This window comes from Hohaiivirga grylli, assembly GCF_039655745.1.
GTDB classification, from domain to species: Bacteria; Pseudomonadota; Alphaproteobacteria; order Rhizobiales; family Beijerinckiaceae; genus Hohaiivirga; species Hohaiivirga grylli.
On record NZ_JBBYXI010000001.1, the window covers coordinates 121,679 to 147,338 of the forward strand.

Below are 25,660 nucleotides of genomic sequence, written 5' to 3' on the forward strand. Positions count from 1 at the left end.
AAAATATTTAATAAATCCCCTCAATTATAATGAGGAGATTTATTAATATATACTATTAGAACTGATATCTGAGACCGAAGTTGGCCTGAACCGGGGCGGTGACATTCCGACCCGCACGGTAGTTAACTTCACCATAAATCAGGAAACCTGATTTCAGCTGCGCACTCACACCAACACCAATGCGGCCCATGCTGCCAGTGAAGTTCGTGTTGAACTGGTTGAGATCATTGATAACAACCTTGTTGCTGTCCATGAACTCATAAGACCAGCCTGCAGTAACGTATGGCTTCCAGATCACATCTTCCGTCTTGATCGTCTTGCCGATGGTCAGTGCAATCTCTGAGGTCAGGGATTCATACGCACTCATCTTGCCCTTCATCCCATTGCTGAGATGAACCGTCTTTCCCTCAACCGAGAAATACGTCAGCTTGACATAAGGCTCTATGAACCAACCGTTCGAGAACTCCTTCGCATAACCTGCCTCTAATGAACCACCAAAAGCATTCCGGTCATAGCTGCCTGAAACAGAATAACCATTCGTCGAGATTGCACGAAGATCATTGTCGAAGTTGTTGTACTTCAGGATACCGTCAACATAGAAACCATTGTCGGCGAAGTAACCAAGCTGCAGACCAACGCTGGTGCTGCCGATACGGCTGGTTCCACCACGCTTGTGCTTGATGTCGGCCTGTGAGTAGCTGGCAAACACACCAATAAGGCCCTTACCACCTGACATATCAAACAGATAATCAGTACCGGCTTCAAAGCCTTCCTGCTGCATGCGGAACTTGGCAACACTCGGGCTGTATGTTGCGCTGGAACCAATCACACGGGCCCAGACACCACCCTTACGCTGACTGTCGGACATGAAGCCGAGATCGCCCTTACGGAAGCGCAGGTTACCCAGCTCATTCGCAAACATCATACCCGGTGCAACCGACATCGAAATCAGAGCATCCGTCGAGGGTGTTGTGCGCAGGTCAGTAACCTGTGGTGCAGGAGATGGCACAGGATCAACATCTGGATCAACCTTCGTACCTGGATCCGGCTTAGGTACATCATAAGCACCGAGATACCAGATACGACCTTCAGCTTCATCGCGGTTATTAAGGGTGTACATATAAGTACCACCATCAACAGCGTTGATGTTAACACCATTAAGGTTTACCAACCCGAAAGCAGCGCCCTTGCTTGCATCCGTAATCAGATCAAGCGAGGTGGATATTGGTGACGTAATCTCCGCACCACTATCCATAACTGTCACATGGTGAGTGCCTGTACCATTCTGAATATTGACGTAATCACCCAGACCTTCTGCAATTGAAGTTCTGAAGATGAACTGAACATTACCGGAGAGGTTCACGATATTGACAACACCATAAGGTGCTACATTAGCTACATTTGCAAATTTGACCTGCCCAGTACCGGACAGATTCTCAATCAGTACAGAGCTCTGATTGCTTTCACCACCAACGATAGAAACAACAGCGCTTTCACCATTCAGCACAACGTTTTCAGCTGCGCTACCGCCTGTATCAGCAGCATAAAGCTTCAGTGTCGCCTGATCATTCAGACTTGTAACACCTTGAGCGCGTGCACCAGGTGCAACAGCAACTACTGACTGATCATAAGCTGTTGCATTCTGTGCAATACCATCAACATAGATCATCTGTGTTGATGTACCGTATAGCTCGGTATCGATTGCAGAAGCCCCAGCCATAACGTGCTGGCTACCAGATTCTGTCAGTTTGGTATTATAGGCTGCGCCTGCAGTCGCCGTGCCCATGTAAATATTCTGGGTACCACTAACAGTTGCACCTCTGGCAGTTCCTGAATCATAAATGTTCTGAACACCGCCAGCATTAATGATTGCCGAATTGGATACGCCAGAAGCGGATACAACCTGCTTACCGCCATTCTCAACAGTTGCACTTGTTGAGGTACCGGAGCTCCGAACATACTGAGCACCACCTTCAGTAATGACACTACCGGTAGAAATACCATTCTGTTGCACATATTCTATGCCGCCAGAGAGAACTTTGGTCCCTTGGGACTGCCCATTAAGATAAGTATAATAAACACCACCATTACCAACAGTATTGTTCACCCCATACCCAGCCTCAGCCGTATCTTGCTGAGAAATATAGGCTATGCCATATACTGTAGAATTCTGCAGTGTCCCGCCAGACAATGCATAGATGCGAGCACCACTTTCAATAACAGTATTGTTAATGGTTGCCGGAACTCCTGATATATAGTCATCCCAAGCAATACGAGGGTCTTTTGTTGCGTAAAGTAGGGAACCACTTTTCGCAGTTGAATCATTAAGAATACCAAGAACGGATAAAATCGCTCCCGACTCTATCGTCACATTTGTAGCAATATGAGTATAAGGTGTCGTAATACCATCAGAACCATCATGAGCCGTCAGCTCATAGCACATCGTACTATCCATGGTCATATTGCTAATACGACCATCCATTAGGCCAATATCCGTATGGCCTGTAGTACAGATACTTGCGGATGACACACCACCTGAAAGAGCGGCAATAAGCAGCGCAAGGGAAGAAACTCCCAAGATTTTATAATTCATTATATGCCCCAAACAAGCATTGATATTGTATATATTTGTTGGGCTTTTACATAAACGTAACGTTAATTGTCAAGAATTATATAAGATATACGAATTCACAAATGTATTAATAAAATAAATACAATTCAAAGCAGAATTAATACCTGCTTTGAATTTTTTATTAATATCAAAATTGATACCTTAGGCTTAAATCGGCCTGAATAGAAACAGTGACGTTACGGCCGAAGGTATACTTCGCTCCAGATCCGCAAATGAGAGCTTTTAGAGAGTCTCTTTTGCAAGAGCATCCTGCTTCTTGTTACGGAAGAAATATCCGATGGCAAGGATGACAAACCACAGCGGTGTAACAATCAATGCCTCGCGTGTATCCTGTTCGAATGTAAGCAGAACAATCACACCTGCAAAGAAGGCAAGAGCAACCCAGCTCATAAGAATACCGAATGGCATTTTGTAAGTTGAGCTCTGGTGAAGCTGCGGCCGACGCCTTCTATACACGAGATATGAAGCAAGAATGATACTCCATACAAACATGAATAGAATGGCAGAAACTGTCGTCACCAATGTGAAAACCGTAACAACATCAGGGATGAGGAAAACAAGAACCACACCACCAAGCAGACAGATGCACGAGAACATCAATCCATTTGAAGGAACAAACCTCTTGGATAATTTACCAAAGCTACCCGGCGCATCACCCATTTTTGCCAAGCCATAAAGCATTCGGCTTGTTGAGAAGATGCCGCTGTTGGCAGAAGATGCTGCCGATGTCAGCACAACAAAATTGATAATCCCTGCTGCTGCCGGCAATCCGACAAGAACAAACATTTCAACAAACGGGCTTTTACCAGCTTCAATCAAGTTCCATGGGGTCACAGACATAATCATGATCAGTGCAAAAACATAGAACATGATAATACGGATTGGGATGGAATTAATGGCTTTTGGCAGAGTCTTGTAAGGATCTTTAGCTTCAGCAGCCGTTGCTCCGACAAGCTCAATACCAACAAAGGCAAAAATAGCGATCTGGAAACCTGCGAAGAAGCCCATTATCCCTTTCGGGAACATCCCGCCATGGTTCCATAAATTATCAAGAGTTGCCGCAGTTCCCGTTGGAGACTGAAAATGCGTTGTAACCAGAATACCGCCAATCACAATCAAGGCAACGATGGCAACAATCTTGATCATGGCAAACCAGAATTCCAGCTCACCAAACATTTTTACCGTGACCAGATTGAGAACCAGTAATAGCAAGATACAGGCTAATCCGGATATCCAGTTTGGCATATCCGGATACCAGAACTGACAGTAATGACTGATCGCCACAACATCGGCCATACCCGTAACAACCCAGCAGAACCAATATGTCCAGCCAGTAAAATAGCCAGCCCACGGCCCTAAAAGATCAGCAGCAAAATCAGTAAAGGACTTATACTGGAGGTTTGATAAAAGCAGCTCGCCCATGGCGCGCATAACAAAGAAGAGTACAAATCCAATAATCATATAAACGAAGATGATAGACGGACCCGCCAGCTGAATTGTTTTACCAGAGCCCATGAAAAGCCCTGTTCCAATGGCACCACCGATTGCAATCAGCTGGATATGGCGGTTGGTCAGATTACGCTGGAGCCCCTGTCCATCAGATGTCTCCTCCCCGGAGACAGAAGGATTTAATCCCTTGTCAGACATTTTTTAGCACTTTCCGGGATGCCTGCTATGAGAACTCTGCAGGCAAACCCTTTCAATTACGTGATTATTAATAGTTTTTCATACAGAACATTATCGATTTTGCAGCGTTCATTACATAATGCAATAAACAATATTGATAACACTGATGGTATCAATAACCGGAGTTGCGAGCATATTGACGATGAACCCAATCTACGGGTGTTGATATGATCAACTACCGCCCAAGGGTCAGCATCCTTAAAGCAAAAGCACCAAAAATCCCGGCAAAACTATAATCAATAACCCGCAAAATTTTTGGTTTACTCTGCAGGATATACGTAACCTTATTGGCACCAAGGATTAATAAAACGCATAATGGGCCAGATATCATCATAAAGAAAATACCAAGGAAGAGCAGCTTTGAAGGGGTATGCGGATCCCCTGCCTGAACGAACTGAGGCAGAAACGTTACAAAAAACAGGACAACTTTCGGGTTTGACAGATTAATCCCGATACCCACCAGCATGTTCTGCCAGAATGAAACTTCTTGCTTCTTTTCCACCTGCAGTCGGAATGTTGAGCCACTGCGAATAGCATTAAAGGCCAGCCAGAGCAGATACACGGCACCAATAATTTTCAAAGCAGAGAAGGCAACTTCAGAAGCATGTAAAAGTGCTGAAATACCGAGCGCTGCCAATATGGTATGCATACCGCAGCCAAGAAGAGCTCCAACCAAACAGGCAAAACCAGCTTTCCGACCACTCGACAATGTCTTAGCTAAAAACAGACTCATGTCAGGGCCTGGCGTGATAAATAGCAGAAAGCACGCAACAGAAAAGCTGAGAAGAACAGAAAGATCAGGCAGAAAAAACATAGAAGCACCTATAGAACAACTATGCTTCTAACGGATAACTGACACCTTTTAAAGAGTGTCAGTTATCCGCATGTCATTGGGTAATATTAATTCCCGATAGCCACGCCTTCACGACGGCTGTCTGCACCGCCCGTAAAGCCTTCAGGCGTTACAACAATCGCCTGAATACCGGAATTCTGCTCCATGAGCTTTACCTCATGCCCAAGCGCTTCCAGAGCAGCCTTCCAGCCCTCTGCTTCTGTTCCGGCTTCAAGTTCGGTTGGACCATTACGACTGCCCGCATTTGGAAGATCAACGGCAACCTGTGGGTCAAATTTCCAATCCAGCAATGCAACAAGGGTCTTTGTTACATAAGGGATAATCTGACTACCACCGGGAGAGCCGACAACCGCATACAGATCACCGTTCTTATCAAAGACGATAGCTGGTGCCATAGAACTGCGGGGCCGTTTTCCCGGCTCCACGCGATTTGCAACCGGCTTGTCTTCTTCGGTTGGTGAGAAATTAAAGTCAGTCAGCTCATTATTCAGCAAAAAGCCACTCTTTGTCATCTGTCGTGAGCCAAAGCCATCTTCGATGGTTGTGGTCATGGAAACGGCATTACCAAAGCGGTCAATGATCGCAAGGTGACTTGTACCATGTTCAATGCCATCTGATGGGGCAAATAACATCGTCTTTTTCATGGGAGGGGTACCAGCTTTGGCCTTACCCATGGATTTTTTCGGGTCAATCAGCTCTGCCCGGCTGGCAAGGTAATTTTTATCCAGCAGGCCTTCTGACGGCACGTCAACAAAACCCGGGTCACCCACGTAGAGATTACGATCAGCAAAAGCAAGGCGCTCAGCTTCTGAAATCCAATGGGTGGAATTAGGCCCCGGGTTTTCAGAAAAACTCGTCATGTCATGGCGTTGGAGAATACCGAGTGCCTGCAATACCGCAATACCACCAGAGCTTGGCGGCGGCATGCTGCAGACCACATAATCGCGATAAGGGCTGCACAATGCCTCACGCTCAATTGCTTTATAAGCTTTAAGATCAGAGAGGCTGAGAAAACCGGAGTTTTTCGGATGAGACGTAACGGTATTCACGATATCCTTCGCGATATCACCAGAGTAAAAGACATCAGCCCCTTTTTCTGCAATTGCTTTGAAGGTTTTTGCCAAAGCTGGATTCTTTAAGATGAACCCAACGTCTCTTGCCTTACCGGTTTCATCGTAAAAATAAGCCTTGGCAACCGGATTGGCTGCAAGATATTTATCTCTCGCAATAGCCCCGCTCAAACGGGGAGAGACTGTAAAACCATCTTCAGCCAGTTTAATTGCGGGTTGGAAGAGACGCTCCCATGGTAGTTTGCCCCATTTTTTATGGGCCAGCTCCAGCGCCCGCAATGTGCCCGGTGTGCCAACTGAGCGGCCACCAACAACCGCCTCATAAAATGGCATCGGCTTGCCATCTGCCATCATAAAGAGATCAGGCTTTGCGCTCGATGGAGCCGTTTCACGCCCGTCAATTGTACTGACTTTCTTCTCAGCTTTATCCCAATGCACCAGAAACAGGCCGCCACCGATACCCGAGCTTTGTGGCTCAACAAGATTGAGAACCATTTGCGCTGCAATGGCGGCATCAACCGCACTGCCACCTTCTGCGAGAATTTCACGCCCAGCTGCGGCAGCTAACGGGTTAGCGGCCGCAATCATATCCTGCTTAGAATGAGCTGCAGGGTGGAAATTGCGACCGCTTGAAGCTTCAGGAGCCGGAGCCAATGTCGTCTGAGTAGAGCCTGTTATCGGTTTAAAAACCGCAACGGCAAATGCTGCTGATAACAAAAGGCCACGTAAAGTGATGTATTGGGTAGGAGATCTGGAGCGCATGATTCTCTTTTAATCCGTATGTCACAAGGGATCAAAGAGTGCGACGACTATTGTATCGAAACAATCAACCAAAAGACTAATGCGGTAAAAAAGAAATTACTTTGCCTTTGGCAGCGGGCGCCAGCGACGATGCATCCAGAGCCATTGCTCTGGATATTCCCGCACCCATTCCTCGACAACATCGGTCATCATCTGCATAGCCCCTTGCACATCAACCAGACCTTCCTCATCACGCGGAAGATCAAGCGGTGGGGTCAACTGCAAGCGAAAACGAAGATTTGGCAGACGGATCACGCGTACACCATGAACCGGACAATCAAACTGGCGGGCAAATTTTGCCATGATCGGGTTTACCATACATTCACGCCCCATGAAGTTTACCTTCACACCACGTGTAAAATGCTGGTCAATCAGCATACCGAGATGCCCACCACGCTCAAGAGCAGAGTGAAACGCGAAAGCTGCACCCTGTCGCGCCGCTTCAAGGTTACCCATCGTCCCGGAGCGGATTTCATGGAGAACCCGTGCAATACCGGGATCATTCGGCGCACGGAATACTGCTGTCGTCTCAAGATCATATTTGGCAGCACAGATTGCCGGTAGTTCCCAATTGGCAAGATGAGCTGAGAAAATCAGCCCGGGCTTGCCGTCTTCACGCAGATCAATAAAATGCTCAATACCATCAACCTCAATGCGGCCAACGTTGTCTGAGCCATATTCGTAATCGAACAGCGTACTAAGATGCGCGTATTCCGTACCAACCCGGCCAAGATTCTCCCAAGCGCCCTTGGCAATCCGTTTACGCTCAGCCTCATCCATGTCAGGGAAGATTGCCCGTAAATTCGCCATAGCGACTTTATTGACAGGCAAGATCGGGCCAAGAGTACGCGTCAGAAAGCCGCCAAGCGCACTCGAACGTTCAGGTCCGAGCAAACGCAGGAAACCGAAGACACCGCGAACGATGCCAACCATCACCAGCTCACTCAGCCGTGAAAGCAGACTGCGTTTAGAACGACTCATTATCATGTATCAGAGCGAAACCAGAATCTTACCGAAGACCTTACGGCCTTCAAGGCGTTCCAGCCCCGTGGCATAATCATCAAGCGGGAACACGGTATCGATAACCGGATTCATGCCCCCAGACATCTTTTCCAGTGACTCGCTAATGTTGCGGATAGTGCAACCGAAAGAGCCAAAAATCTTGTACTGCTGCTGGAAGAGCTGCATCAGGTTCATGGTTGTAGAAACACCGGTTGTTGAACCACAGGTTACCAAGCGGCCACCGCGCTTCAGGCACAGGAGGCTGCCGTTCCAAGTATCAACACCAACGTGTTCAAATACAACATCAACACCCTTGCGCTTTGTCAGGCGACGAACTTCGCCTTCAAAACGTTCAGTGCGGTAATTGATCACGAAATCAGCGCCAAGCTCTTTAGCCTTTGCACCCTTTTCATCATCGCCAACAGTTGCGTAAATTGTACAGCCAATAGCCTTAGCCATCTTAATGGCCGTTGTACCGATACCAGAGCCACCAGCATGAACCAGAATGGATTCACCCGGTAAAAGCTTGGCGTTATCAAACAGCATATGCTGAACGGTACCGAAAGCGATTGGGGCGCAAGCTGCATCTTCAAATGAAACGTTATCTGGAACAGGAATAACCAGACGTGCTGGCATATTGATAAGTTCCTGACCGAAACCATCAATATGGAAGCCGTAAACACCACCAACGTTTTCACAAAGGTTATCACGGCCAGCCTTACAGGCCGGGCATTCGCCACATGTCTTGGCGCCATACATGGCAACCTTCTGGCCCGGCTTCACATTTGTGACGCCCTCACCAACGCAGACGATTTCACCAGAGGCTTCAGCACCAATGCTAAGAGGAAGTTTGCGCTTGGCAAAAGCCATGCCACGGTAACCCCAGACGTCAATGTGGTTGAGACCAACAGCCTTAACCCTGATCTGGACTTCACCGGCTTCTGGTGCTGACGGATTTTCAACTTCTACGATTCTCAGATCGCGATCGCCGAACAGCTGAAGTGCGCGCATATGATTACTTCCCAAATAAACAAATAGAACCGGATGAAGTTTAACGCTTCATCCGGCTAAAACCTAATAAGGGGATTACAATTACAAAGGCCGCTTGGCAAGCCCTAGTTGGTAAGTGCGACGGTAAGACAGGCTTTTAGCGATGTACGCCTGTCATAGCCGTTAAACCACCATCAATCGGCAAATAGGCGCCATTGATATAGGCTGATGTCTCTGCCATCAGAAAAGCGCAAAGCGCTGCAACTTCTTCTGTTTTAGCAAAACGACCAGCCGGAATCTGCTTTTCCATATTTTCACGATAGGCTGCGTAAGAAGCCATCATGTCGGTATCGATAAAGCCGGGGGCAATATAATTGACGGTGATACCACGCTTTGCAGATTCAACAGCTAATGTCCGGCAGTAGGAAAGCATCGCGCCTTTTGAAGCTGCATAAGCGGCATTACCCTGACTGCCGTGCAAAGCTGTTACTGAACCCATAACAGCAATTCGGCCTTCACGGGCACGCATCATAGAGCGGATAACAGATTTCACAATCTGGGTCAGAGACCAGAAGTTTACCTGCATGGCAGCTTCAGCCTTATCCTGAGCCATCATGGCTGCAAGAGCATCATAAGGCTGCCCGGCATTATGGATAAAACCATACCAGGTTTCTTCCTGAAGCTTTTCGCAGAAGGCATCAAGCGCAGCGCGATCAGACAGATCAAGCTCTGTGGCATTGATCTGACGGCCAGTCTCTTCGGAAAGCTGCTTTGCCAGTTCAAGAGCCGCAGCGCCAGAAGAGCGATAGGTGAAATCAACATCATAACCATTTGTGGCAAGGGCGCGAACGATAGCCCCGCCAACGCCTTTAGCTCCACCGGTTACAAGGATACGCTTACTCATACAACAGGCTCCGCAGAGATAACGAGACAGGTGTTCTGACCACCAAACCCGAAGGAATTGGAGAGAACGCAAGTCACCTGAGCATCCCGGGCCACATTCGGCACAACATCCAATGGAATTGTCGGATCAGGATTCTCATAGTTGATGGTTGGGGGAATACGACCGCTTAGAATTGTCAGCAGAGATGTTGCAGCCTCTACTGCACCCGCTGCTGTCAACGTGTGGCCAATCATCGATTTATTGGAAGAAATTGGCACATTCTGCATGTGATCACCAAAGACCGTCATACAACCAAGGGCTTCCATCTTATCGTTTTCAGGAGTCGAGGTGCCATGAGCGTTGATATAATCAATCTGCTGTGGCGTTACACCAGCGTCCTGCAAAGCATCATTAATGGCCGCAATAATCGGCGTACCATCCGGGCTTGAGCGGGTACGGTGGAAACCATCACCCTTTTCACCACAACCAATGATGTAACCAAGAATTTTGGCACCACGTGCCTTTGCCTTATCAGCATTCTCAAGCACAAGGGCAGCTGCGCCTTCACCCATGACAAAGCCATCACGATTTTTCGAGAAAGGTTTTGAAGCCTTTTCAGGATCATCATTCTGAGTTGAAAGAGCAGACAAAAGCGAGAAGCGAATAAGCGACTCAGGTGTGACAGAACCATCTGTACCGATGCAAAGGGCTGCATCCGTATCACCACGACGAATAGCTTCAACACCCAGCTGAATTGCCGTTGCCCCTGAAGAGCAAGCTGTCGACAGGGAGATAGGTGAGCCTTTTGTGCCGTATTTTTCAGCGATATTGTCAGCAACAGTCCCGAAGATAAACAGCTCGTGCCAGGATTTGAACTGACCGGTTGCAGCACCCTTCAGTAGATCTGTGTATGTAATATCACCTGTCTGCCCGGAAGCTTTAGCCAGCGCCTCACGCTGTGGCCATTCCATTTCGACAGGCGGGACAGCCATAAACAAGGCACCCGGGAAATCACCCTTGCTGCCAATACCTGACTGCGAAACAGCTTCTTCAGCAGCCATGTCTGCCAATTGTTCTGAGATAACAGGAGCACAGGATGGTGTCGGTCTCAGATAATCAACCGTACCGGCAATTGTGGTGCGCAGACCATCAATCGGGAAACGGGTAATGCGGTGAATACCGGAACGGCCCGATGTGAGCGCTGCCCAGTTATCATCCTTGCCCTGACCAAGGGCTGTCACCATTCCAATACCGGTAACGGCAACAAGAGTACGGCCATGCTTATCAGTATTTGCCATTGTGCCGCCTCCTTAAGCTTTCACAAGACGCAGAGCGCCTTCACCACGGCGATGACCAACCATAGTCACAACCGCTTCATTGATATCACCCTTGTGAATCTGGGCAGCGCCGAGAACTGCCCCCATCGTTGTCTGGGCTTCAATTGTATGGCCAACAAGATCACCAAGAGCATGGATTTTACCATTGCTGGCCAGACCTGAGAGAGCTTTCTGCTCTTCAGCTGTAATACCTGCAACGCCTGTTGCACCCGAGAAAACTGTTGCAGAAGCTGTGGCGCCAACATCATTCCAAGCTTTGGTCAAAGCTTTTTTAACGCTACCACTCGTACGAACAGAACGATCACTGGAAACAGCTTCAAGCTTTGCCATAATGGTTGCGCCGCGTTTTTCAGCGTGCTCGCGCGATTCAAGCATGATGAATGCGCCACCGCTACCAAGAACAAAACCACCGCCCTCAGCGTCACGTTCCCAGACAGAACGGAAAGGCTTCTTCCAGAGGTATCCGCCCATTTCATGGATTAACAAAGCATCGGGGCGTTCAGCATTATAAGAACCACCAACCAGAATGCTGTCAGTCTGTCCGGCACGGATGCGGCCATGAGCAATGCGGATAGCATCGATACCACAGGCTTCTTCACCCATGAATGTGCGGGAAGCACCTGTCACACCATGAACGATCGAGATATTGCCGGCCAGAAGGTTTGACAGCTGAGCCAGAAAGAGTGTTGGGCGAATGTCATTCATCAGACGTTCGTTGAGATAGGCACCCGGATTTGCGGCATCACGCATGCCTGTCAGAATCTGGCCATCAACGGCATAATCACGCTCACCACCACCGGCAGCAACGATCAGATGCATATTATGCTTGAGTTCGACATCTTCTTTGACCCCAGCGGAATCAAGAGCCAGACCAGCAGCATAGACACCCAGTCTCTGCCATGGTTCCATCTGTCGCTGATCAGATTTTTTCGGAATCTGTTTGTCATACTCCACTGCCCCAACCGGGTGAATCCAGTAAGACGGGAACATGTCGCCATCAGTCTTCGGCTGCGCCTTGGACACCAAAGCCTCAAGGTGCGCTTCGATGCTCTCGCCAGCGCAGGACACGATTCCAACGCCGGTTACAACTACATCATGCATTGCCATCTCCAACTCAAGCGGCTGCCATCCGCCTTTGCTTCATATACCTTTTAAAAGAGATCAGTCTTTCAGAAGGCCAATTTTGCGAACACGTTCCTTAATCAGGGCATCCATACCTTCCGGGAAAGGCATGATCCGAAAACGCAGTTCTGCATCACAAATTGCTTTGCCTTCAGCAGAAATCTTGGCTTTGGTTACGGCGTAACCCGAACCTTCATGCTCAAAGCTAGCTGTTACTGTTAACTCGGTTTTAGGGCCGACAAAGGTGCGGAAACGCGCCTTATCAACGGCCATCAGGAAAGGCATATGGGTATAATCCATCATGCCAAGGATAAGATATCCGGAAGCCTGAGCCATTGTCTCTGTCAGCAAAACTCCTGGAACCAGTGGATGCCCGGGAAAATGCCCTTCAAAAACAGGGCTTTCATCCGGAACAATGGCCCGCGTCTCAATAGTTTTTGCTTCCTTGTCGAAATCGATCACCTGATCGATCATCTCGAAATATTCGAGCCGCATAATTCACCTGACTAGTGTGAGGTCTGCCGACATAAACGAAGCAGACTTAAAAATGAACCGTTTAAACGAATAACGGGGTTGCTGCTTATAAGCAACAACCCCGTCATTTCACAAGACCCTACCTTCAAGTGTTTCCATGCCGCCAACAGTCGCGGGGCGAAACCTAAGAAAGGTAAAAGCTTTTAAACTCAAGCGTTCTTTTCAGCAACAAGTGCATCAATACGAGCGCACAGGTTCTTCAGAACGAAATATTCTTCAGCCTGAACCTTGCCTTCGTTCACTTCCTGCGTCCACTGCTCCAGCGGCAACTTGATGCCGAAAGCCTTGTCGATAGCGAAAGCGATATCGAGGAATGCAAGAGAATCAATACCAAGATCATCAATAGCGTGGCTATCAGCTGTAATCTTTTCGCGCGGAATATCAGCTGTTTCAGCAATGATTCCTGCAACGGTTTCGAAAGTGGAAGACATTTTTGTCTCTTTCCTAGTCTATCTATTTATTATGGCTTTCTCTTAACGGCAGTCTTTGTACAATCCGTTAACGCGACCATAATTATGTGAACCTTATGTCACAGGCATTACATTAAGCTGTGAACTATCGCAAGCCCAGCATCAGAATTGACGGCAAATCTAGACCAACTTATCCCATAAACATACCAGCTCATATCATTCGCCTGTATCAACTGATCGTGCGAATATAAAAAACCCGGAAGCGATGCTCCCGGGTTTCATAATCAGATTACCCTTTAAAATCAGGCAGCGGCCAGCTGGCGCAGAACGTACTGGAGAATACCGCCGTTACGGAAGTATTCCAGTTCATCAAGCGTATCGATACGGCAAAGCAGCTCGACATTCTTGACGGAACCATCAGCAAATTTGACTTCAGCAGTCATGATCTGACGCGGCTTGATATCGCCGGAAAGACCACGGATCGTTACAGTCTCATTGCCTTTAACACCGAGACTCTGCCAGCTTTCGCCATTCTGGAAGACCAGAGGCAGAATACCCATACCAATCAGGTTGGAACGGTGAATACGTTCAAAGCTTTCGGCAACAACAGCACGAACACCGAGAAGATTTGGTCCCTTAGCAGCCCAGTCACGGGATGAGCCGGAGCCGTATTCCTTACCAGCCATAACAACCAGCGGAACCTTTTCCTGCTTGTACTTTGCAGCAGCATCAAAGATGAACATCTGCTCACCCGATGGCTGATGGAGGGTATAGCCACCTTCAACCACATTGCCGTCCGCATCTTTCACCATCTGGTTCTTGATACGGATGTTAGCGAATGTACCGCGTTCCATGACTTCATGGTTACCACGACGTGTGCCGTACTGATTGAAGTCAGCAACAGCGACCTGACGGTCCATAAGGTACTTACCGGCCGGAGAATTGGCGCGGATGTTACCGGCAGGAGAGATATGGTCGGTTGTGATGGAATCGAGGAACAGGCCGAGAATACGTGCATTGACGATATCCTCAACAGGCTTCGGCTCCTTGGTCATGCCTTCAAAGTATGGCGGATGCTGAACATAGGTTGAACCCATATCCCAGGCGTAGGTCTGGCTTGGATTAACTTCAACCTTCTGCCAGTGCTCGTCACCGGCAAAGACGTCAGCATAACGGCTTTCAAACAGTTCATTCGTCACATTCTTCTGAACGAATTCCTGAATTTCAGCAGTCGTTGGCCAGATATCCTTGAGATAAACCGGCTTACCATCACTGCCTGTACCCAGCGGATCCTTCGTCAGATCGACATTCAGAGAACCAGCCAGTGCGTAAGCAACAACCAATGGCGGAGAAGCCAGATAGTTGGCACGAACATCAGGATTGACGCGACCTTCGAAGTTACGGTTACCGGATAGTACCGATACAGCGATCAGGTCGTTCTCATTGATGGTCTTGGAAATGATTTCCGGCAGTGGGCCAGAGTTACCAATACAGGTCGTGCAACCAAAGCCAACCAGATTGAAGCCAAGCGCATCAAGATCACCCTTCAAGCCGGCTTTCTTGTAATACTCTTCAACAACCTGAGACCCAGGGGCCAGCGATGTCTTGACCCAAGGCTTGCTCTTGAGTCCCTTGGCAACTGCGTTGCGGGCCAGAAGACCAGCACCAAGCATAACACTTGGGTTAGATGTATTGGTACAGGATGTGATCGCGGCAATCACAACGTCGCCGTGACCAAGATCATAATCTGTACCTTCAACCTTTACGCGCTTGCCGATCTCTGCAGCCTTCTTGAACTCCTTGTCCATAACCTCAGCAAATTCCTTTGCTGCTGTTTCAAGAAGAACCTTATCCTGCGGACGCTTTGGACCGGAGAGAGATGGTTCAACATCGGCAAGATTGAGTTCAAGCGTATCCGTGAAGACCGGATCAGCTGTGTTTTCATCACGCCACATACCCTGAGCCTTGGCATAAGCCTCAACCAGAGCAATACGTTCAGCAGAACGACCGGATGTACGCATATAATCAATTGTACGCTTATCGATCGGGAACAGACCACAGGTTGCACCGTATTCAGGCGCCATATTGGCGATGGTTGCACGGTCAGCAACAGTCATATCATTGAGGCCAGGGCCAAAGAATTCAACGAACTTACCAACAACACCCTTTTTACGAAGCATCTGGGTTACTGTCAGCACGAGATCGGTTGCCGTGATGCCTTCCTTAAGCTTACCAACAAGCTTGAAGCCAATAACTTCCGGAATAAGCATGGAAATCGGCTGACCAAGCATAACAGCCTCAGCCTCAATACCACCAACACCCCAGCCAAGAACGCCAAGGCCATTGACCATCGTGGTGTGGGAATCGGTACCAACCAGTGTATCCGGATAGGCAATCTCGTTGCCATTTTCCTGCTTTGTCCAGACAGTCTGGGCAAGATACTCAAGGTTAACCTGATGGCAGATACCTGTTCCGGGAGGAACCACGGAAAAGTTTTTGAATGCGCTCTGGCCCCATTTCAGGAAGCGGTAACGCTCACCATTGCGCTTATATTCGAGCTCAACGTTATCTGCAAAAGCGTTTGGTGTACCAAACTCATCAACGATAACCGAGTGGTCGATCACCAGATCAACTGGTACCAATGGATTAATCTTTTCAGGGTTACCACCCAGAGCCTTCATGGCATCACGCATGGCAGCAAGGTCAACAACAGCTGGAACGCCGGTGAAGTCCTGCATCAGGACGCGGGCTGGACGATAGGCAATTTCCTTTTCCAGCTTGCCACGGTTATCAAGCCAGCCAACAATCGCAGCCACATCTTCTTTCATGACTGTACGATTATCCTCGAAACGCAAAAGGTTTTCGAGAAGGATCTTCATTGAGAAAGGCAGGTTTGATGCTCCCTTAAGACCGTTCTTTTCGGCCTCAACGAGGGAGTAATAAGTATAGGTCTTGGACCCAACGGTGAGCTTCTGCTCAGCTTTATAAGAGTTCTGCGACGACACGGGCCATCTCCTTCATAATTCGAGAATCCGCAGCCGAATGCGCTAAGTGCGCGCGCCGCCCCGGGAGCGCCCGGAAAGATGGACGTTAACAGAAAGTGGCTTTCGAGGGCCCCTATCCAAAAACGTACGGCGCAGCTAAAACCGCGTATAGATCATTTTATCCAAACCCGCTACATTAATAAGATTAGTTCTAAAGTATTCCACTTCTATGGGGCACCAAGCTTGCAGCTTATCGTTGAAAATCTGAAATGCATTCGCGGTGGCAGACGCATTTTTGATAATGTTTCCTTTAAGTTAGAGGAAGGCCAGTCCCTTGTGGTGACAGGGCGGAATGGCGCCGGGAAATCTACGCTACTTGCCATTTTGTCAGGCCGTCTCAAGGCTTCAGGCGGTACAATCCATCTCTCCGGGGTGCAAGATCGCACATTACCGGAGTGCCTGCATCTCATCGGCCATAAGGAAGCTCTGAAAGCTGTCATGACGGCTCGGGAGAATCTTGATTTCGCTGCTGAAATTCTTGGTAACCCCGCCCTTTCAACGCTTGAAGCGCTTGAGCATGTTGGCCTTGTACATGCGGCTGATATGCCGGTTGCCTATCTATCAGCCGGGCAGAAGCGCCGTGTTGCGCTTGCCCGTCTTCTTGTAGCGCACAGGCCATTATGGCTTCTGGATGAGCCAACCTCAGCTCTTGATACGGCTTCTCAGAAAATTCTTTTCAACATGATGAACAAACATGTTGAAAAAGGTGGGATGATCATGGCCGCAACCCATCAGGAAATGCCCCTCGTGAATTTACGCGAATTACGAATTGAACGCCCGGCTCCTCAGGAAATTGACAGCGATATGATGGCTGGGGGCTTCTGATGTTTCGCATTATACTTTCCCTGATCATCCGAGATATGAAGCTGTCCGCCCGTATCGGTGGTTCTGGAGCCCTTGGCCTGATTTTCTTTCTGATGCTGGTGACATTAATTCCCTTCGCATTAGGACCTGATCTCAATCTGCTTTCAAAAATCGGTCCGGCCATTTTGTGGATTGCGGCCGTTCTTGCCACCCTTATCGGCTTTGATCGCCTGTTTCAGGCAGATGAAGAAGACGGTTCTCTTGATCTAATGCGCTCATCTCCCGCCCCATTGGAAGCGGTAGTCTTTGCCAAGGCAATCGCTCACTGGCTTGGAACGGGTATTCCACTTGCCATTGCGTCTCCCCTGTTTGGAATGTTGGTCGCATTAAGCCCGGAAGGTATGCTGGCGATGTCCGTCACCCTCTTAGTGGGAACACCTGCCCTTGCATTCATTGGCACAATCGGTGCAGCTCTGACATGCTCGATCCGCCGTGGCGGACTGGTTCTGGCTATTCTGGTTCTGCCTTTGATGATTCCCACCCTGATATTTGGCGTGTCTGCAACCAATGCCGCTCTTGGTGGCACCATTGCTTTCATGACACCATTTCTGATTCTGGTGGCGCTATCATTAATTTTCATGGTGATCGGCACAATCGGCGCCGCCGCCGCATTACGAATTTCTGACTAAGGCTTCAAACACTTGTGAAGCGTGATGCAGAACAAAGACTTTGACAGATTGTTCGTGTTTGCTATGCGATCAGTAACTCGGGCAGATTGAAGTTTAAGCTTGCCAACGGTAGAATTGACAGCATGATAAAATGGATAGCCTCTCAGGCCAACCCTTCTCAGTTTCTCAAGACAACGGGCATACTGCTGCCGTATCTGGCTGTGCTGTCTGCTGTTGTAACCTTGGGCGGTTTAAGCTGGGCATGGTTCGGTGCGCCACCTGACTACCAGCAGGGCGAGACAATCAAGATCATGTTTTTGCACGTGCCATCCTCATGGTTATGCATGTTCTTCTATATGATCATGACTTTCTCAGCACTTGGTACATTAGTCTGGCGTCATCCTCTTGCTGATGTCTCGCAAAAAGCTGCGGCTCCAATTGGTGCCTCATTCACTGTTATCTCGCTTGTCACCGGCTCCCTGTGGGGCCGCCCGATGTGGGGCACCTACTGGCAGTGGGATGGCCGGATGACATCTGTCCTGATCCTGTTTCTGATTTATTGCGGCATTCTCGCCCTGTGGCGCGCCATTGAAGACCCAAACCGGGCAGCACGTGCGGTCTCTGTCCTGACACTGATTGGCGTACCGAATATCGTTATCATCAAGTTCTCGGTAGAGTGGTGGAATACCCTACATCAGGGTTCCTCGGTCTTCCGGATGGATGGGCCAACCATGCATTCCAGTATGCTTTACCCATTACTGGTTTGCGCGATTGGCTTTACCTTGCTGGGCGTGACATTGCATATTGCAGGCATGCGTGCAGAAATCCTGCGTCGCAAAGTACGCACCCTGACCATTCTTGAAGCTGAGCGTCTTGACGCCGCCGGAGCAACATCATGATTGATCTAGGCCCCCACAGCGTCTTTATTATTGGCGCTTATGCCTTTGCCATCATTGTCATCGCCGGATTGGTCGGGCGGATCATGCTGGATACAAAAACCCAGAAGCGCCGTTTGGCTGAACTGGAAGCACGCGGCATTGGCCGCCGTTCAAAACGCACTGCGTGATAATCTGATCGGTATGTGACTATGAGCCAGACAGAAACACCACCTGAAAAAACAAAGCGGTCTTATATCTACCTTCTGCCACTTGCTGTTTTTGGCATTCTTCTGGTTTTACTCTGGTTTGGACTTGGCGGCTTTTCCCAATCTGGCCGCAACCCCAGTGAATTGACCTGGGTGTTGCAGGGTAAACCTGTCCCGAATTTTAATCTCACCCCGCTTAACGGATTGAAGACCGTTGACGGACAACAGATGCCCGGGCTGAAAACTGAAGATTTCAGGGGCAAAATCAGCATCGTCAATTTCTGGGGTTCATGGTGCGTACCGTGCCGTGCCGAGCATCCCGGCCTCATGAAACTGGCCGAGATTGCAAAGCAGAAAAACGTTCAGTTCGTCAGCATCAATTATAAGGACCAGCCAGCTGAAAACCCGCTCGCCTTTTTGAGAGAGCTTGGTAATCCATTCAGTGCTGTCGGTGTTGATAACAGTGGCCGCGCCGGTATTGATTTTGGCGTGTACGGCGTACCGGAAACCTTTATTATCGGCCCGGATGCAATCTTCTTTGAAAAACACGTCGGGCCATTGCTTCCGGTTAATTTCGACAGCTTCATCGCAAAGCTTGAAGCTGCCATCGCCAAATATCCGGAAGCTGTCAAACCCTGATCAGTTAGACTGATCGTCATCCTTCTTGAGCTCATGGCGCATCAGCAATGGTGTCTGCGCCATGGCAAAAACAATACTGATGGCTGTCAGGCCAAAGACCTTGAACGAAACCCAGAATGACTCCGTCTGTGTACGCCAGACAACTTCGTTTAAAACCGCAAGGACAATGAAGAAAATTGCCCAACGGAATGTCAGGATACGCCATCCTTCATCATCCAGGGAAAAGGCATTATCGAAGACAATCTTGAGCAACTGCTTGCCTGAGTAATATCCGTACAGAAGCACGACCCCAAAGATACCACTAACAATTGTCGGCTTCATTTTGAAAAAGGTATCGTTATCAAAAATCAGCGTCAGTCCGCCAAAGAAAATAACGATCACGCCAGAGACAAGCGGCATTGTCGGCAGCTTGCCCTGAAGGAAGTAATAGACGACCAATGCAGCAATGGTCAGCGGAATGAACGCACCAATTGCCATATGCAGGCCGAATTTTGAATAGATCACAAAGAAAGCGACCAGAGGGCCCATTTCCAAAACAAGTTTCAGGATTGGGCTGATTTTTTTGCTTTCAGTACTCATTCGTCATCCAGTCCGGCAATTGCACGGGCAAAATCTTTTGCTTCAAACGGTTCAAGATCATCGACACCCTCACCAACACCGATGAAGTGAACCGGGACAGAAAACTTATCGGCAACCGCAACCAGAATACCGCCGCGGGCCGTTCCATCCAGTTTTGTCATGATGAGGCCCGTGACACCCGCGGTTTTACCAAACAGTTCAACCTGTGACAGGGCATTCTGACCCACTGTTGCATCAAGTACGAGCAGGCTGGAGTGCGGTGCTGTTGCATCTACCTTTTTGATAACGCGGACAATCTTCTCAAGCTCGTCCATCAACCCGGCTTTATTCTGCAAGCGCCCGGCCGTATCAATCATCAGAACATCAACGCCATCATTCTGAGCTTTCTGCAGAGCATCAAATGCAAGACCGGCTGCATCCGCTCCCTGTGTCGTTGCAACAACCGGGACGTTATTACGTTCACCCCACACTTTGAGCTGTTCAATAGCTGCAGCGCGGAAAGTATCACCAGCCGCCAGCATGACAGAAAGCTTCTGCGCTTTGAATTTTGCAGCAAGTTTACCAATTGTGGTTGTCTTACCGGAGCCATTAACACCAACCATAAGGATGACGTAGGGCTTCTTTGTCCGGTCAATCACAAGCGGCTTGGCAACAGGCTGAAGTGATTTCTCAACTTCATCAGCCAGAATTGCTTTGACCTCTTCTGGTGAAATTTCCTTATCAAAGCGGCCATCAGACAAGCGGTCTGTAATGCGGATTGCAGCATCAACACCAAGGTCAGCCTGAACAAGGATATCTTCAAGGTCTTCAATGGTTGCGGCATCAAGCTTGCGCTTGGTGAAAAGATTTGTCAGCCGCTCACCGATGGATGATGACGTGCGGCGCATTCCCTGCGTCAGACGCTGCCACCAGCTGAGTTTTTTGGGTTCTTCTGCAGCAACAGTAGGAGCTATAAGCTGTTCATTCTCGGGCTGTGGTTCCGGCTCAGTCTGGGGTTCAGGAACAACTTCTTCAGCAACCGGCTCCGGCTGCTCTTCCGGTTCATCATTTGCCTCAATTGTTTCTGTCAGAAACTCAATCTCATCTGTTTCCAGATCAGCATCAGGCACTTTATCCGCAACATCAAAGACATCCTCAAGAACATCTTGTGTTGTTTCCTGCGATTGTTCATCCGGCTTTTCAGCCTCAACAACATCGACTGGGACATTTTCCTGAGCCACAGGTGTTTCAGACTTGCGCCCGAACAGACGGGACAAAAATCCCTTTTTTTCTTCGTGTTCCGCCATGGACTAAAGCGGCCTCCTGCTGACAGCCATTATACGTGAGCAATGGATAGCATTTTACATCCATCAGCAACACCGGTTTTTATGTTTTCGTAAAATGCCTTATGGGTAGTATGAAGTACCTAACCATGCAATTTGAACCAAGTTTTACCCCAAATGTCCGAAAATGTGAAACAAGAGAATATCATACAGGCGGATGACGACCCAATTCTGGCGCAACTCCTTTATCGGGATGGCCTGATGCTGGTTATCAATAAACCGGCATGTCTGCCAGTGCATCCGGGCCCAAAGGGTGGCGATACTCTGTTTCACCATCTGGACGCTTTGAGATTCGGCCTGCCCCGCAAGCCAGAAATTGCCCATCGTCTTGATAAAGATACATCAGGCTGTCTGGTTCTTGGGCGCCATCCCAAAGCCCTGCGTCGCATTGGTAAACTGTTTCACGATGACCGGATCGACAAAACTTACTGGGCTGTTGTTGAAGGCGGGCCAGAAGATGAGAATGGAGAAATCAATCTCCCCCTCGCCCCTAAATCTCCGGACAGGGGATGGTGGATGAAAGTTGACCCGGATGGTCAACCCTCAAAAACGCTCTGGCGTGTCATGGGCAGAAGCCAGAACCCCGAAGGTCAGCCAATCACATTACTTGAGCTAAAACCAGTCACAGGCAGAACGCATCAGTTGCGCGTTCACTGCTCAGCCATGGGCTGGCCAATTCATGGTGATACAATTTACGGCACAGCCCCACGGTTTGACGGCCCGGGACTGCATCTACACGCCCGCTCCATCACCATACCGCTTTATCCAAGCAAACCAACAATCACTATTTCAGCACCGCCACCGGAGCATATGGCCGCATATTTCAAGCAGTTTGAAGCTGGCTGATAATCAGGCCAGCAGATTACCCTTCTCCTCATAACCCGTAATGGTCACGGGAATAATCTGGCCGGGCTCGACAGGCTGTGAGAAGCGAACGGTTGTAAAACCTTCCGTGCGGCCCAGATTATCGGTCTCCACCAAAACATGACGCTTCTGCCCAACCTCTGTCTTTAAATGTGCGAGCAGAGCCTCTTCACCCTTCTGACGCAAGCGGCGGGCACGTTCCTTCACGATACCACGATCAAGCTGCGGCATGCGCGCAGCCGGTGTGCCTGGACGTGGAGAGAATGGGAAAACATGCAGATGCGTCAGGCCGCATTCATCAACGATATCGAGTGAGCGCGTGAACATCTCTTCGGTTTCTGTCGGAAAGCCGGCGATGATATCAGCACCAAAAACGATATCCGGCCGCAGATCGCGCGCCTGCCTGCAGAAATTGATGGCATCATCACGCAGGTGGCGACGCTTCATCCGCTTCAGGATCATATTATCACCTGCCTGCAATGACAGATGCAGATGTGGCATCAGGCGCTCATTGTTTGCCAGCGCATCAAGCAGATCATGATCCGCTTCGACAGAGTCAATCGAAGAAATCCTTAGACGTTCAAGCTCCGGCACAAGACGTAAAATGGTTTTCACCAATGTGCCGAACTTCGGTTCGCCCGGCAGATCTGCGCCATAGCTTGTAATATCAACGCCTGTCAGGACAACTTCCCGAACACCGTTTTCAACCAGCCGCCTGATTTGATCAATAATCGTTCCCATTGGGGCAGAGCGTGAATTACCGCGACCATAAGGGATGATGCAGAAGGTGCAGCGATGGTCACAACCATTCTGTACCTGCACAAAAGCACGGGTACGTTCCCGCAGGCCGTCAATCAGATGGACTGCTGTTTCCTTGACCGCCATAATGTCATTAACGATCACTTTTTCGGATGTGCCGACACCAAAGTCACGCAGATTTTCCCATGTTTCAGCAACCATTTTTTCCTGATTGCCAACAACCTTGGAAACTTCATTCATAGCTGCAAACATCTGTGGCTCAACCTGAGCCGCACAGCCTGTCACAACAATTTTGGCTTCAGGGTTTTCACGAGCCAGCTTGCGAATTGCCTGACGGGCCTGACGAGTTGCCTCAGAGGTTACAGCACAGGTGTTTACGATAATCAGGTTTTCGTGCCCGGCAGTCTCTGCATGCTTCTGCATGGCCTCAGACTCATAGCTATTCAGGCGGCAACCGAATGTTACAATCTCAATTGCCATTACCGCACTCCGGCAAACAGCTCAGGGCGGAAATGATCTTCCCATTCCAGCTCCACCGGGCCGGTCATGAACATATGGCCATTGTCCCGCCATTCAATCTGAAGATCCCCACCGGGCAGACTGACTGTCACATCCCGACCTGCAAGCCCTTTACGATAGGCGCAAACAGCGACGGCACAGGATGCTGTCCCACAGGCACGGGTCGCACCAGCTCCACGCTCCCAGACAACAACCTTGAAGTGATCTGGCGCAACAAGCTGCGCAAAGGAGATATTGGCACGTTCAGGGAATAGGGGATGATGCTCCAGTGATGGGCCGACTTTATGGACATCCCAATCCGCGACATTATCAATGAAGAAAATGATATGCGGATTACCGACGCTGACACCTGCCGCTGGTACAAACTTATAACCTTCCAGCGGAACTTCAAAAGCAAGTGTATCTGTTACTTCATGAGCGAGCGGAATATCCTGCCAGCCAAATAATGGCACACCCATATCAACCGTAAATTCAACATCTCCACGGCGCTCACAAACAAGCGGACCCATCTTGGTTTCAAGATGCAGCTTTGTACCCTGAAATCCTGCCGATATTTCCGCATCAGCCATCAGGGCCCATGCAACACAGCGTGTTCCATTTCCGCACCCACCCGCGATCGTACCATCTGTGTTGTAGATACGAATAAAAGCGTCTGTTCCGGGTGTAACGGGATCGTGCAGAACCATCATCTGGTCAAAGCGGGAGCGCGGATCATTGGCAATCGCAATCGCTTCATCAGAGGTCACAATGTGTTTCTCACCACGCAGGTCAAGAACAACAATCTCGTTCCCGAGGCCGTTCATTTTCAAAAAGCGGTGATTGGTGAGGTAATTGCTCATAAGGTCACTATTAATTTTCGTCTGGCAGGTCTTTTAGGACGCGCTATTCTGCAGTTCACATTTATATGCTCTATTTTATCGTAAATTGCGAGTCCTTCATCCGATCTTGAAATCAAGCAACAGTATGGAAAAACCTTTTACGATCAGGGCAATATTCCCTTAATATGGGAATTCTTGTCTGAAGTGTTGCATTCTGGTCTCTCGCTGTTGAGATAAATGCCACGTATATTATCGATCTATAGACCTGATTCTATCTGGCTGGGTAAAATGATGCGGTGCTCCAAATTCACGATCTCACCTTTCCAAATGTTCGCAAGTTGCGGTCTTTGGGCACTCACACTTGCAACAACTTCAATCACATCATTTGCAGAAGAAGCTCCGCGTGCGACACCAACCGTCGGAACAACGGTCGGAACTGGTGAACCTGCACCAGCTGCAACGCCTGCAACCACAACCAAGGCGCCAGAAGCCACGCCTGCACCGGAAGCCCCGGTTGCCAGCCCGGCAGTTCCGGCAGCGGGCGATACAGCTCCTGCAACACAGCCCATACAGGAAAGAACAGACCCGCCAGCAAATTATGACACCGGCCAGAACCATGAGGTAACAGCCCCGGAGCCTTTACCTGATCTGACCAATGTCCCAACTTTGGTACCGATGCCAAAAGAACCGCCGGATGTTCAGGAAGTTGAGATACCGGCGAAACCTGTTGCCATTATTTCAGGCGACAGCACATGGGATGACAGCATCGTCAATCTGGCAGAAGCTTTCAAGAAACTGGATGCAGCTCTTGCAAAAGCCGGGAAGAAATCAGCCGGACGTCCAGTCGCTGTTTTCACAAAATCAACAGAAGACGGCTTCTCTTATGATGCCCTGATCCCGCTTGCAGAAGCTCCAGCCGCAGATGCCACAGCGCTCGCTGACAATATCCGTTACGGTACTTCACCAATCGGCAAGGCCATTCGTTTCATCCATAAGGATCCTTATGAACTGATCAGTATGACCTATGAAGGCATCGCCCTTTACATGGAAAATAAGAATCTGGTCGGTAAGGATGAATTGATTGAGGAATATGTCACTGATATCACCGATCAGGCTGATAAGAAGACGATCGTGAACATCTACATTCAGCTGGAAAACACACCACAACCGGCACAAAAACCCGCTGAACAGACTAACTGAATTCAGTCAAAACCAATAAGAATCTTAAAAGCAGGGCCTG

23 protein-coding genes are annotated in these 25,660 nt (G+C 49.1%); 7 read left to right on the plus strand and 16 right to left on the minus strand.

All coding sequences use genetic code 11. The features are described from left to right. Positions 1-55 precede the first annotated feature (55 nt). The 12 genes from WJT86_RS00445 to acnA form a co-directional block, all read right to left on the minus strand. Positions 56-2,593, minus strand: coding sequence for an autotransporter outer membrane beta-barrel domain-containing protein (locus WJT86_RS00445; RefSeq protein ID WP_346335523.1), 2,538 nt, complete (start codon positions 2,591-2,593; stop codon positions 56-58). Between the two features lie 261 nt (positions 2,594-2,854). Next, the gene (cycA, locus tag WJT86_RS00450) at positions 2,855-4,279 is read right to left on the minus strand and encodes a D-serine/D-alanine/glycine transporter (protein ID WP_346335524.1); all 1,425 of its coding nucleotides are present in this window, start codon (positions 4,277-4,279) and stop codon (positions 2,855-2,857) included. Positions 4,280-4,493: 214 nt separating this feature from the next. Beyond that, on the minus strand, positions 4,494-5,132 hold the full coding sequence (locus WJT86_RS00455) for a LysE family translocator (RefSeq protein ID WP_346335525.1): 639 nt from the start codon (positions 5,130-5,132) through the stop codon (positions 4,494-4,496). Positions 5,133-5,218: 86 nt separating this feature from the next. Then, positions 5,219-7,003, minus strand: coding sequence for a gamma-glutamyltransferase (ggt, locus tag WJT86_RS00460; protein WP_346335526.1), 1,785 nt, complete (start codon positions 7,001-7,003; stop codon positions 5,219-5,221). Positions 7,004-7,099: 96 nt separating this feature from the next. After that, positions 7,100-8,023: a lipid A biosynthesis lauroyl acyltransferase gene (locus WJT86_RS00465; protein ID WP_346335527.1), complete on the minus strand. Its 924-nt coding sequence runs from the start codon at positions 8,021-8,023 to the stop codon at positions 7,100-7,102. A 9-nt stretch (positions 8,024-8,032) separates the two neighbouring features. Continuing rightward, positions 8,033-9,055: a zinc-binding dehydrogenase gene (locus WJT86_RS00470; protein ID WP_346335528.1), complete on the minus strand. Its 1,023-nt coding sequence runs from the start codon at positions 9,053-9,055 to the stop codon at positions 8,033-8,035. Between the two features lie 136 nt (positions 9,056-9,191). Next, positions 9,192-9,938 carry an SDR family NAD(P)-dependent oxidoreductase gene (locus WJT86_RS00475; RefSeq protein WP_346335529.1) on the minus strand — a complete coding sequence of 249 codons (747 nt, stop codon included), beginning with the start codon at positions 9,936-9,938 and terminating at the stop codon, positions 9,192-9,194. Beyond that, positions 9,935-11,215: a beta-ketoacyl-ACP synthase gene (locus WJT86_RS00480; RefSeq protein WP_346335530.1), complete on the minus strand. Its 1,281-nt coding sequence runs from the start codon at positions 11,213-11,215 to the stop codon at positions 9,935-9,937. Before WJT86_RS00480 ends, WJT86_RS00475 begins: the two co-directional genes overlap by 4 nt. 12 nt (positions 11,216-11,227) lie before the next feature. After that, a complete protein-coding gene (locus tag WJT86_RS00485) occupies positions 11,228-12,361 on the minus strand; it encodes a beta-ketoacyl-ACP synthase (protein ID WP_346335531.1) in 1,134 nt (377 codons plus the stop codon). Positions 12,362-12,415: 54 nt separating this feature from the next. Continuing rightward, complete coding sequence (locus WJT86_RS00490; RefSeq protein ID WP_346335532.1) at positions 12,416-12,871, minus strand: 3-hydroxyacyl-ACP dehydratase FabZ family protein; 456 nt, start codon at positions 12,869-12,871, stop codon at positions 12,416-12,418. A gap of 188 nt (positions 12,872-13,059) precedes the next feature. Continuing rightward, positions 13,060-13,341 (minus strand): acyl carrier protein, encoded by a 282-nt coding sequence (locus tag WJT86_RS00495; protein ID WP_346335533.1) that lies wholly within the window; start codon positions 13,339-13,341, stop codon positions 13,060-13,062. Positions 13,342-13,622: 281 nt separating this feature from the next. Next, positions 13,623-16,325, minus strand: coding sequence for an aconitate hydratase AcnA (gene acnA, locus WJT86_RS00500; protein ID WP_346335534.1), 2,703 nt, complete (start codon positions 16,323-16,325; stop codon positions 13,623-13,625). Positions 16,326-16,547: 222 nt separating this feature from the next. Here acnA and ccmA point away from each other — a divergent pair, with 222 nt between their 5' ends. From ccmA to WJT86_RS00525, 5 genes are all read left to right on the plus strand, one after another. Further along, positions 16,548-17,189, plus strand: coding sequence for a heme ABC exporter ATP-binding protein CcmA (gene ccmA, locus WJT86_RS00505; RefSeq protein ID WP_346335535.1), 642 nt, complete (start codon positions 16,548-16,550; stop codon positions 17,187-17,189). Further along, complete coding sequence (gene ccmB, locus WJT86_RS00510) at positions 17,189-17,857, plus strand: heme exporter protein CcmB (RefSeq protein WP_346335536.1); 669 nt, start codon at positions 17,189-17,191, stop codon at positions 17,855-17,857. Before ccmA ends, ccmB begins: the two co-directional genes overlap by 1 nt. A 122-nt stretch (positions 17,858-17,979) precedes the next feature. Then, complete coding sequence (locus tag WJT86_RS00515) at positions 17,980-18,735, plus strand: heme ABC transporter permease (protein ID WP_346335537.1); 756 nt, start codon at positions 17,980-17,982, stop codon at positions 18,733-18,735. Then, positions 18,732-18,902 carry a heme exporter protein CcmD gene (gene ccmD, locus WJT86_RS00520; protein WP_346335538.1) on the plus strand — a complete coding sequence of 57 codons (171 nt, stop codon included), beginning with the start codon at positions 18,732-18,734 and terminating at the stop codon, positions 18,900-18,902. The genes WJT86_RS00515 and ccmD overlap by 4 nt, the downstream gene beginning before the upstream one ends. Positions 18,903-18,923: 21 nt before the next feature. Continuing rightward, positions 18,924-19,559, plus strand: a complete 636-nt coding sequence (locus WJT86_RS00525) for a DsbE family thiol:disulfide interchange protein (RefSeq protein WP_346335539.1) — start codon at positions 18,924-18,926, stop codon at positions 19,557-19,559. Here WJT86_RS00525 and WJT86_RS00530 read toward each other — a convergent pair whose 3' ends face one another. Together WJT86_RS00530 and ftsY are read right to left on the minus strand one after the other, a co-directional pair. After that, on the minus strand, positions 19,560-20,138 hold the full coding sequence (locus WJT86_RS00530) for a septation protein A (protein WP_346335540.1): 579 nt from the start codon (positions 20,136-20,138) through the stop codon (positions 19,560-19,562). Beyond that, on the minus strand, positions 20,135-21,424 hold the full coding sequence (ftsY, locus tag WJT86_RS00535; protein ID WP_346335541.1) for a signal recognition particle-docking protein FtsY: 1,290 nt from the start codon (positions 21,422-21,424) through the stop codon (positions 20,135-20,137). The genes WJT86_RS00530 and ftsY overlap by 4 nt, the downstream gene beginning before the upstream one ends. 237 nt (positions 21,425-21,661) lie before the next feature. Here ftsY and WJT86_RS00540 point away from each other — a divergent pair, with 237 nt between their 5' ends. Further along, positions 21,662-22,306, plus strand: a complete 645-nt coding sequence (locus WJT86_RS00540; RefSeq protein WP_346336262.1) for an RluA family pseudouridine synthase — start codon at positions 21,662-21,664, stop codon at positions 22,304-22,306. A gap of 3 nt (positions 22,307-22,309) precedes the next feature. On the opposite strand, the gene mtaB is transcribed toward WJT86_RS00540, so the two are convergent. Next, a complete protein-coding gene (gene mtaB / locus WJT86_RS00545; protein ID WP_346335542.1) occupies positions 22,310-23,563 on the minus strand; it encodes a tRNA (N(6)-L-threonylcarbamoyladenosine(37)-C(2))-methylthiotransferase MtaB in 1,254 nt (417 codons plus the stop codon). After that, the gene (dapF, locus tag WJT86_RS00550) at positions 23,563-24,441 is read right to left on the minus strand and encodes a diaminopimelate epimerase (protein WP_346335543.1); all 879 of its coding nucleotides are present in this window, start codon (positions 24,439-24,441) and stop codon (positions 23,563-23,565) included. The genes mtaB and dapF overlap by 1 nt, the downstream gene beginning before the upstream one ends. Before the next feature lie 306 nt (positions 24,442-24,747). Here dapF and WJT86_RS00555 point away from each other — a divergent pair, with 306 nt between their 5' ends. Further along, complete coding sequence (locus WJT86_RS00555) at positions 24,748-25,620, plus strand: GyrI-like domain-containing protein (protein ID WP_346335544.1); 873 nt, start codon at positions 24,748-24,750, stop codon at positions 25,618-25,620. Positions 25,621-25,660: the final 40 nt, after the last annotated feature.